This window comes from Gelidibacter sp. F63206 (assembly GCF_023015735.1).
On the sequence record NZ_JALKAU010000011.1, the window covers coordinates 1 to 212 of the forward strand.

A 212-nucleotide genomic window follows, 5' to 3' on the forward strand; every position below is an offset into this window, starting at 1 on the left:
TTCCCATCGGAAACATCAGATACGTGGGCCACGGTAACTGTTCCGAGACAGTTGTCCGCTTCATCGGTGACCACGCTGACATCGGGAGCTGGTACTTCACCGGCACATTCTACAGTAATGGTTGCGGGATTGGAAGCCGTTGGATCGGTCACATCTTCAATGACAATAAGCTGGACAACGTTGATCGTGTTATTACTGGCATCAGTTACGGA

Annotated in this window: 1 protein-coding gene; it reads right to left on the bottom strand. The window is 50.5% G+C overall.

The annotated features are described in order from the left end of the window. Positions 1–212: hypothetical protein (locus tag MWU32_RS00065; protein WP_246936568.1), on the bottom strand; the 212-nt coding region annotated here is incomplete at both ends.